At 35.0% G+C, this 10103-nt stretch carries 7 protein-coding genes; 5 read left to right on the top strand and 2 right to left on the bottom strand.

The window, feature by feature from the left end; genetic code table 11:
- Window positions 1–811 precede the first annotated feature (811 nt).
- Entirely contained in the window at window positions 812–2008 is a 1197-nt protein-coding gene (locus OM075_RS09155; RefSeq protein ID WP_301190198.1) for a S8 family serine peptidase, read from the top strand.
- A 75-nt stretch (window positions 2009–2083) separates the two neighbouring features.
- Here OM075_RS09155 and OM075_RS09150 read toward each other — a convergent pair whose 3' ends face one another.
- Window positions 2084–3841: a glycoside hydrolase family 43 protein gene (locus tag OM075_RS09150; protein ID WP_301190197.1), complete on the bottom strand. Its 1758-nt coding sequence runs from the start codon at window positions 3839–3841 to the stop codon at window positions 2084–2086.
- A gap of 13 nt (window positions 3842–3854) precedes the next feature.
- Window positions 3855–5195, bottom strand: a complete 1341-nt coding sequence (locus OM075_RS09145; protein WP_301190196.1) for a family 43 glycosylhydrolase — start codon at window positions 5193–5195, stop codon at window positions 3855–3857.
- A 499-nt stretch (window positions 5196–5694) separates the two neighbouring features.
- Here OM075_RS09145 and OM075_RS09140 point away from each other — a divergent pair, with 499 nt between their 5' ends.
- The 4 genes from OM075_RS09140 to OM075_RS09125 all read left to right on the top strand — a co-directional run bounded on the left by OM075_RS09140 (window position 5695) and on the right by OM075_RS09125 (window position 9999).
- Entirely contained in the window at window positions 5695–6981 is a 1287-nt protein-coding gene (locus tag OM075_RS09140) for a family 8 glycosyl hydrolase (protein ID WP_301190195.1), read from the top strand.
- Between the two features lie 199 nt (window positions 6982–7180).
- Complete coding sequence (locus tag OM075_RS09135) at window positions 7181–8437, top strand: DUF819 family protein (protein ID WP_301190194.1); 1257 nt, start codon at window positions 7181–7183, stop codon at window positions 8435–8437.
- Window positions 8438–8688: 251 nt separating this feature from the next.
- Window positions 8689–9090, top strand: a complete 402-nt coding sequence (locus tag OM075_RS09130; RefSeq protein ID WP_301190193.1) for a DoxX family protein — start codon at window positions 8689–8691, stop codon at window positions 9088–9090.
- Between the two features lie 198 nt (window positions 9091–9288).
- Window positions 9289–9999: a hypothetical protein gene (locus OM075_RS09125; protein WP_301190192.1), complete on the top strand. Its 711-nt coding sequence runs from the start codon at window positions 9289–9291 to the stop codon at window positions 9997–9999.
- The last annotated feature ends 104 nt before the right edge of the window (window positions 10000–10103 follow it).

Here is a 10103-nt window from a genome sequence, read left to right as displayed (position 1 = left end):
CGTTTTTGGCCAAAAGTGGAATCCAAAACCCCCATTTTTAGCAAAAAATGGAATTCTGAGGCATTATGGGGGGTAAAACAAATCAAAATTCCAGATACCCAAAATTATATATCGCTATCACACAACTATTTACAATCGCAAAAAGTAACAGTAAAATTACTGTTATTTTTTCGATGAATATTTCAAAATACTTTAGTACTACAAGCTGAGAGTAAAACTCTATTTGCACTAAAGACTTTGTACTAAAGACTTTGCACTAAGCCCTAAGCACTAAGCGATAAACTATCAACAAAGAGTTAATGCTTCAATACCAAGGGGTTCTTCCTGCATTAGCTGGTGAGCCAACAAACAAGATGCATAGCCAATAGCTGCATTACTTTATGTTTAAGGAAATGAGCTACAAGCTCGCACCAGTTTCAGGGAGCAGAATATAAGGTAACAAGGATAAAAAGGTACAAGGTAAAAAACATAATGAGCAAAATATTGAATACGGCCAAAGGCTTTTATTAATGCAATATAGGGAGACCCTATGACGAACGGAGGGAAGGAGGTTTGGATGGTTTATGACTCACTTACACAAAGATACTTCTGCTCAGTAATGTTTTTCACTACACTGTCAAATCCTGAATTTGGGCCTGATAATTTTAACTTGAAGTTGTTTTTTAATTTCCTTAAATTATAGTTCAAGTAACAATATAGTATTAACCATACATTTTTTAATATGAAACGAGCCATGATAAGGAGTTCTCACACACGAAGATGACTAAAATGGCGAGTTCCATGTGACCAAATGAAACAAATATTAGCGTATATGAAAAATACATTTTTCCTTTTACTTGGAGTTGTAGCGTTGTTATTTCTGATTCCAGCCTGTGAAACCAGCAATGTTGATGAATCTAATCCTGAAGGGATGGAGCTTAAATCAGCTGATACATCTAAAAAAACTTACATTGTAATTTTAGATGATGCGGAATTAGTTGCAGATCTTGTTAAACTTAAAGGATACGAGAAAAAACAAGTTGCAGTTAAATCCAAAAGTCAAAAAATATTAAGTCGGTCAGGTATTACAGATGGTGAAATTACCTATGTTTATGGTTCCGCTATTCAAGGTTTTTCTGTTAAAATTCCTCCAGGACAGTTAAAAAAACTCCAAGCAGATGCTTCTGTTAAATTCATCGAAGAAAATCAGGTTGCAACTTTGGTTCAGCCCGATGTGAAAATTAAGAAAAAACCTGTTCCTGAAACTGTAGCTCAAAATATACCATGGGGTGTTATTCGTGTGAATGGAGGAGTAGATGGTACCGGAAAAACGGCCTGGGTTATAGATACAGGAGTTGATTTGGATCATCCGGATTTAAATGTAGATGCTGGTAAAGGAGCTACATTTGTTGATAGAACAGCAACTCCTGACGACGATAACGGACATGGTTCTCACTGTGCCGGCATTATTGGAGCAATTGATAATAATGAAGGAGTAATTGGAGTAGCGGCAAATGCAACCATTGTTCCAATAAAGGTACTGAATAGAAGAGGTAGTGGCACCTATGATGCAATAATTGCCGGAGTTGATTTTGTTGCAGCAAATGCTTCTTCTGGTGATGTGGCTAACATGAGTTTGGGAGGAGGGTACTCTGAAGCTCTAAATACTGCAGTTGAAAATGCTGCGGCTACAGGTGTTAAATTTGCTTTGGCAGCAGGAAACGAAAGTACTAGTGCCACCTTAAAATCTCCGGCTAGTGCAAATGGAGCAAATATTTATACAATATCTGCAATGGGAGAAGGTGATGTATGGTCGAGTTACTCAAACTACGACAATCCTCCTGTTGATTTTTGTGAACCAGGGACCTATATTTATTCAACCTATAAAAGTGGTGGATATGCAACTTTAAGTGGAACCTCAATGGCTGCACCCCATGCAGCAGGAATACTATTATTGGGAAACATATCAAGGGATGGATACGTATCAGGCGATCCTGATGGTAATGCTGATCCAATTGGAGTTCATTAATAGACACAAAAATAGGCTGCCAGTATTGACAGCCTATTTATATTTTGTAACCTATTGTAATTCTTTTATGATGTTTTATGGTTGAATATCATTTGCTTTTGTAGCGTGTAATCCAATAATACAACCCGTAAAGCCACCTGCAACATCTGTTGAAAGTATATCACCGGAAACGGTACCACCTACTGTTTCAAAATCAGTACCATTCAATGCGTATGAAAATTCATACTTGTCGCCATCAGCTGTAACTTTTAAACGAACCGGAGCTTTTAAATCAATTTTTTGACTCGCTAAAACAGTTGATTTTTTATTGTCTCTTCTTCCTGGCCATTCATTGCGTTCAAGTACAATATAATAATCACCATCTTTTACTGTAATACCAAATACATAGTTTGATGCTTCGTTTTGTAAAGCCACAATTCCGGCAAGGTCTTTTGCTGTTTCTGGTTTATAAGCCATATCCACAGCATATGAAAAGCTTTGGTGCATTTGACGGTAAAATAGGGTAGAAGTTGGTTTTACTTCTTTGATATTCACTTCAAATGGATTGATTTTAATTCCATCTTTAGTTTTTTCCATAAAATCCTCACGAGGACCTCTTAATCCAATCCAACGATAATCTAATTGATCAGCACTAAAGTCCTCCTTGTAAGTGAAGTTTCCATTAGGAATAAAACCATCCTGACCAGTTTTATTTTCAACCCCTGCAGGTAATTTTAAAGTGGGTTCCATGGGTACCAATCCATTTTCAAAAACAGGGAAAGTACCAGACCAATCAACAGGAAGCATAAAAGTTTCACGACCTGTATTTACTCTGTGAGCTTCGTTAGGGCGAACGGCTAAAAATACCCCATAATATTTTTCATTATCAGGTCCTAAAACAATATCGGCATGACCCGCCCAATCAATTTTATTGGCACGGTCTCTTGGAAAGTAGCGCTGTGTTAAAATAGGGTTACTAGGAGCAGGAGTATAAGGACCTTTAGGATTATCCGAAATAAAAATCACCTCACTATGCCAGCCACCTGTGCCACCTTCGGCACACATTAAATAATATTTGCCATCTTTTTTATATACATGAGGAGCTTCAATCCAAATCGGTTTTTTAGTAATATCTACACCTCCATCAGCAATAATTACGTCAGTTCCTGGTATAACCTGATCTTTTTCCAAATCGTATTCCCAAATTTTAATAACACGATGTCCGTTGTAAAGCTCTTTACCTTTGTCAGGAGCATCGTTGTGCATTACATAGGCTTTTCCATCGTCATCAAAAAACATGGAAGGATCAATACCACCAAAATTTAATTTAATAGGTTCACTCCATCCTTGTAGCGGATCTTTTGTTTTAACAACCATATTTCCTAATTGTCCGGCTACCTGTGTTGTAATCATGTAAAAAGTATCATTACCCGGATTGTATCTGATGGTTGGAGCGTAAACACCTCTGCTAATACCAAGTTCTGCAATACGTAATTGTGATTTTGTTTCTAACACATGACCAATCTGTGTCCAGTTTACTAAATCCTTTGAATGAAAAATGGGCACTCCCGGAAACATTACAAATGAAGAAACTACCATGTAGTAATCATCTCCTTTTCTACAAATTGAAGGATCTGGGTAGCATCCTTGTAAAATCGGGTTGTAAAATTCATTTGCTTCTAAAGGATTTTCATTGTACATCTTGTCGTTACCCTCGTAAACAAAATTTGAAAAAACAGGTTCGCTTTTCATTTTTTTACCTTTTGCATCAGATTGGGTTGTAAACCCGGCAAGTAGCATTACTGCTAAAGCAGCCTTAGGCAAAATGTTTTTAATTTGTTTCATCTTTGTCATAGAATATTGATTTTTATTTAAATTTAATCCAATCGATTTCAACTTCACGATTACTTTTTAATAATATAACTAAGTCTTCTCTTTCTTTTGGTATTATTGCTAAAGGAGCTTCATAAATTTTCCATTCCTTATTGGCCGGAATGTTTATAGAAGCTATAACTTTACCCTGAGGATTATCTAGTCTGATTTCAATTATTCCCCCAACAGCACTTTGTGCATTAACTATTACCTTACTAAGGTTTTCTATATCAAATGCTACACTATTGTATTTAATCCAGGCGTCTTTCGATAAAAGCTGGGCTTTCCAACCTTTAAATGTGTTGTTAGTATCTATAAAATCAATACTTACACCCGATTTGCTTATATCACTATAGCGATCTATTTGTAGATTTTCAGAGGCTTTACTTATTCCTACGCCTCGTAATGTTGGTTTAACTTTTACAATGGAGCCATCTTCTTTAAAGAATAAGCTATCAATACGTGCTGATCTGTTTTTATCAAAATCAGGTGAATAGTCGTTGTGATGATAAAATAAATACCATTGATTATTGTATTCAATAATGGAGTGGTGGTTTGTCCAGCATCCAGTGGGAGATTCATCCATTATTACACCTTTCACTTCAAATGGTCCTGTTGGTGTTTTACCTATCGCATATTCCAGTCTTTCAATATTATTCTCAACATGAGGATAAGTTAAATAATACAGACCATTTCTCTCAAAAAAATAAGGTCCCTCTTTTAAACCTTTAGTGGGGAGATTTGCTATTGTTATTGGATCGGAATCCAACTCAACCATGTTGTCTTTCAGTTTTGCAACAAATATATCCCTCGACGACCAGTATAAGTAGGCCTGGTTATCTTTATCAATAAATACATTGGGATCAATTCCATGTACTCCTTTTATGGGTTGCTCCATTATGGAATAAGGACCTTCAGGTGCATCGGCTATGGCAACGCCTACACCAAAACTTCTTTGTGCAGTATTGTTCTTATTTATGGTAGGGAAATAGAAATAGTATTTACCATTTCGATAAATACAATCAGGAGCCCACATTGAATAAGACTCTGGATTGGTCCAGGGTACATCCTTTTGATGCACAATAACACCGTGGTCAGTCCATTCTGTTAAGTTTTCAGATGAGAATACATGATAATCTTCCATGCAAAACCAATTTTCACGCCCTTTTCCCATATTGGCAACATCATGCGATGGAAATAAATATACTCTACCATTAAAAACTCTGGCTGATGGATCTGCAGTATACAGGTTTTTTATAATTGGATTTTGAGCAAAGGAATGACTCGAACTAATAACCAATATGCACCAAAGTATCCCTATAAAATAATGCTTCATTTATCTAAAATTTGAGTTCAGAGATTTTACCTATCTGATTCTTTTATTAACGATTAATTTGTGTTTCCTGAGTGCGTTATTCTCAAGCATTGTTTGATGATAAATATAGCTTATACACAATGTTTGGAGTGTTAATATTGAATATTCTTTTTCAAGAATTAGACACAATTAAAAATAGATGTTGCTTTATATTCAATGTGTTAGTTTATTTCTTATTTAAAATTAATTTAAAATATAAATAAAATCAGATTTAAAAATTTCCACCTTCAACAATTTATTGTGAGGTGCTTTACAATGCAAAAAATCCTTTAATCTGTAATGTTATTAGGACTTTGGTTTTATGAGTAGATATCAATAAGAGAGGAGTAAATTTTTGAACCTTGAATTCAGCGGTGTTTTTTGTAAAATAATTCCATAGTCTATGCTTTATGTATGCTTGGATTTTTATGAAAAAAGTAAATAGATTTAATGTTTTATTATACACTTAAAATCTTCTGTTTTGAAAAAGCTTCATTTGAATTTAATACTGTTTGTATTGATGTTTTTAGTAATAACTACATCAGGTTGTGTAACCAGCACAAATAACAAAAAAGATCAACCTGCTAAAGGTGCATATTACTCCAACCAATACCCTAATCTACTTTTAGAAGCTGGATATAAGCAGGAGGAAATTGATTCTAAATTAGAAAAAGCCTATTATGATTTATTTGAAGGTCCGGATAAAATTTATTTCGAAGTTGGAGATTCCCTGGGGTATGTATCAGATATCAAAAATCATGATGTACGAACCGAAGGTGTTTCATACGGAATGATGATTGCTGTTCAGTTAAATAAGAAAGATGTATTTGATCGTATTTGGCGTTGGTCAAAACAATATTTGCAACATCAGGATGGTCCGAGAGAAGGTTATTTTGGATGGAGTTTTGATCCTGTAGCCATGAAGTTAAACTCACAAGGCTCTGCATCTGATGGAGAACTTTATTTTGTAACAAGTTTGTTGTTTGCTTCAAACAGATGGGGAAATGATACAGGTATTAATTATCATGCCGAAGCAAAGCGAATATTAGATGCCATGTGGTCTAAGGATGGATCCAATGATGTGTATCATATTATTAATGTGGAGCATAAACAAATAAACTTTGTTCCTTCAGGTGGTGGATATGAATGGACGGATCCTTCGTATCACGTTCCGGCGTTTTATGAAGTTTGGGCCGACTATGCAAAGGATGGTCATGAGCAGTTTTATCGTGATTGTGCTGACACAGCAAGAGTTTTCTTACATAGAGCATGTAAATCGGCTACAGGTTTAAATGCTGATTTTACATTATTCAACGGAGAGCCTCATTCAAGAGCATGGATGCCAGCGGCTTTTAGGTATGATTCGTGGCGTGTTCCAATGAATATTTCTATGGATTACATTTGGTTTGGAAAAGATAAGGAATGGCAATCAGACTATGCACAGCGAATTCAAAACTTTTTAAGGTCAGAGGGTATTGATACATTTTTAGATCAGTATAACCTTGATGGAACTACTCCCGATTTTATATTACAAGCTGGTGATTTTAAAAAGACACTCAGACATTCATTAGGGTTAGTGGCTACTTCAGCTTCAACTGAATTGATATATAATAATGAAGACAAATTTGACTTTGTAAATGCTTTATGGAATGCAAAATTAGAACCTTACGAAGACGGATATTTTGATCCTTATTACGATGGATTGTTATACTTATTCAGTTTAATGCATTTAAGCGGCAAGTATCAGGCTATTCATGCCAATACCTGATTAATTGCAAATAATAATTGCTTCATATATCTAAACTACACTACTCCCTTGTGGTTTAGATATAGAGTTATTGAAATTCCAGATGTTAGTAACTGTCTAAATAATAATGATGTAATAAATGGTTAGGATGAATTGCTGCAGTTTCGTTATCATGACTTTAGTTAGTGGTAGATAATTAAAAAAGTGCTATTATTGCCACATGGAACCAGTATTTAAGAATGATGCAATCGTATTTGGGATTTTATGTATGATCCTGGCTGTTATTTTTATAACCTCAAACAGCAAAAATAGATTTTTTAAAAAGTTTTATACCTATGTGCCAGCGTTATTGCTGTGTTACTTTATTCCTGGATTATTTAACTGGCCTTTAGGTCTGATATCCGGAGAACAATCTCAACTGTATTTTGTAGCCTCAAGGTATTTGTTACCTGCCAGTTTGGTGTTGTTTTGTATAAGCATTGACTTTAAGGGGATTATTAATCTGGGCTGGAAGGCTTTAATTATGTTTTTAACGGCAACCGTTGGTATTGTAATTGGAGCGCCTATTGCCCTTTGGATTGGAAGTTTGTTTTTCCCGGAAATTAAAATGGCAGCCGAAGGCGAAGAGATCTGGCGCGGTTTATCAACTGTAGCGGGTAGTTGGATTGGAGGAGGAGCGAACCAAACTGCCATGAAAGAAATTTATCACTGTAGTGATAATTTGTTTTCAACATTCATCATTATTGATGTGGTTGTGGCTAATATTTGGATGGGCTTTTTGTTGTATGGAGCTGGAATTAGTGATAAAATTGACAAAATGCTAAAGGCAGATAATTCTGCGATAGAAGAATTAAAAAAGAAAGTTGAGAATTACCGTTCCAAGATTGCTAAGATCCCTTCAACAACAGATGTATTTGTTATTTTAGGAATTGGTTTTGGCGCTACAGCCATTGCTCACTTTGGAGCAGATATAATCTCAGGTCATTTACAGAAATTTACTGCTGTTTTAAATGAATATAACCTGAATTCACTAACATCAGGCTTCTTTTGGTTGATCGTTATTGCCACTACTATAGGATTAGCTTTATCTTTTACTGGCTTGCGTAAGTATGAAGGAGCCGGAGCCTCAAGACTGGGAAGTGTATTTATTTACATTCTGGTAGCAACTATTGGTATGAAGATGAATATTCTTGAAGCTTTTCAAAATCTGCATTATTTTGTAATAGGATTAATCTGGATGGCAGTTCATGTATCTGTTTTATTGCTGATGGCAAAAATTATTAAAGCTCCATTCTTCTTTGTTGCAGTGGGTAGTCAGGCTAACGTGGGAGGAGCCGCATCAGCGCCGGTTGTTGCCTCAGCCTTTAGTACTGCATTGGCACCCGTAGGTGTTTTATTGGCAGTATTGGGTTATGCTTTAGGAACTTATGGTGCCATTATAGCTACTCAATTAATGCAGTGGATAAATGTAGGATAAGATATCCTGATCAAATATTAGAATAATAGATCATCTAAAATAATAGTATAAAGCTTGCTGATATATTCAGCAGGCTTTTTTTATTACTATAAGATATTGTAGGAAATGAATTTTCTGAAGGTAAAGTCAGCTTATTCCATCTTATTTCAATTAATATATTGGTTAATAAATATTAAAATAAAAGGCTCCTTTGAACAAAAAGAGCATTGATTAGTTTTTGTTCATAAAAAAACAACAAAACAGAATTTAAGATGACAAAGAATATTAATGTAGGTTTACTAGTTTTAAGGGTATCAGTAGGTTTGTTAATGTTATTACATGGCTTTGCAAAACTTGTAGGAGGTATTGGTTTTATTCAGGGAATGCTTGAATCAAAAGGATTACCTGGTTTTATTGCCTATGGTGTTTTAGTAGGAGAAGTTTTGGCTCCCCTGGCCTTAATCGTTGGATTTAGAACAAGAATAGCAGCTGCAATTTTTGCTTTTAATACTTTAGTGGCAATGTTATTAGCGCATTCGCAACAAATATTCTCTATGGGCGAACATGGAGGATGGGCAGTTGAATTACTAGGTTTATACCTGTTTGGAGCTGTAGCTTTGATTTTCACAGGAGGTGGAAATATTGCATTATCATCAAAGAATAAGTGGGATTAATATCCGCCTATCATATGTAGTCTGCCGGATATCTATAAAGGATATCCGGTTTTTTTATGCCTTTTTTTGCACGATTACTCTTTATTGTTCAAAATATTTAAAACATATTAACCTGTAACACTTGCTTGAATAATGACGTAAAGTTCCTTAAATTAAATAGCTAAATCCGGTATTTAGCGTTGAACTTAAATCTAGGTAATGAAGAAAAAATTTACGTTTGTTATTATGTTTATGATTGCGACCTTTTCTCTCATGTCGCAAGAGAGCACCAAAACAGAAGTTAGTGCAGGGGTTGACTTCTATAATCGATACGTTTGGCGTGGCTTATTATTTACCGATGCACCAAGTATACAACCTTATATAACGGCCTCAAAAGGTGGTTTTTCTGCCACATTGTGGGGTTCATATGCTACATCTAAAAATTATGCTGAGATAGATCTGTTTTTATCTTATACCGCAGGTAATTATACCATTGGATTAAGTGATTATTATACAGAAGATGAAACAGATTTAACAATGAATGATTATACTGATTTTGAACAGGGTGAGACTCCTCATTTAATTGAAACATATATCAGTTACCAATTACCTGTAGAAAAGTTTCCATTGACTATTACAGGTAGTACGTTTGTTTATGGTGCTGATTTGGATGCAAATGGAGATCAGAATTTTTCATCATACTTTGAACTAATGTATCCTTTTACTGCAGGAGATTATGATCTGTCAATAACAATGGGTGGAACTGTAGATGAAGGATATTATGGAGATAAGGCTGGTATTGTAAATTTATCGCTGGGAGCTTCACGCAGTATTAAAATAACGGAGTCCTTTTCTATACCATTAAATACGGCGTTCATTGTTAATCCTCTTGCTAAAGATTTATTCTTTGTAGTTGGAATTTCTCTTTAAATGCTTTAGAAAGACAAAATCTTTATGCAACATGATACATAAAGAATCATTGTAAAGTGTAGTTTTGTATAACTGTATGATTTATATTGCAGGTTATGTGTGGT

Origin of the sequence: Plebeiibacterium sediminum, from assembly GCF_026013605.1 — a bacterium.
Taxonomy (GTDB): domain Bacteria; phylum Bacteroidota; class Bacteroidia; order Bacteroidales; family Marinilabiliaceae; genus Saccharicrinis; species Saccharicrinis sediminus.
The sequence above is the reverse complement of the archived record's forward strand: the minus strand, read 5'-3'. Positions and strand labels throughout refer to the sequence as shown.

Bases quoted from the DNA above. Each gene is read 5' to 3' on its own strand.
- OM075_RS09150 (WP_301190197.1), bottom strand. From the start codon at position 3,841: ATGACAAAGATGAAACAAATTAAAAACATTTTGCCTAAGGCTGCTTTA.
- OM075_RS09130 (WP_301190193.1), top strand. From the start codon at position 8,689: ATGACAAAGAATATTAATGTAGGTTTACTAGTTTTAAGGGTATCAGTA.
- OM075_RS09135 (WP_301190194.1), top strand. From the start codon at position 7,181: ATGGAACCAGTATTTAAGAATGATGCAATCGTATTTGGGATTTTATGT.
- OM075_RS09155 (WP_301190198.1), top strand. From the start codon at position 812: ATGAAAAATACATTTTTCCTTTTACTTGGAGTTGTAGCGTTGTTATTT.
- OM075_RS09125 (WP_301190192.1), top strand. From the start codon at position 9,289: ATGAAGAAAAAATTTACGTTTGTTATTATGTTTATGATTGCGACCTTT.
- OM075_RS09145 (WP_301190196.1), bottom strand. From the start codon at position 5,195: ATGAAGCATTATTTTATAGGGATACTTTGGTGCATATTGGTTATTAGT.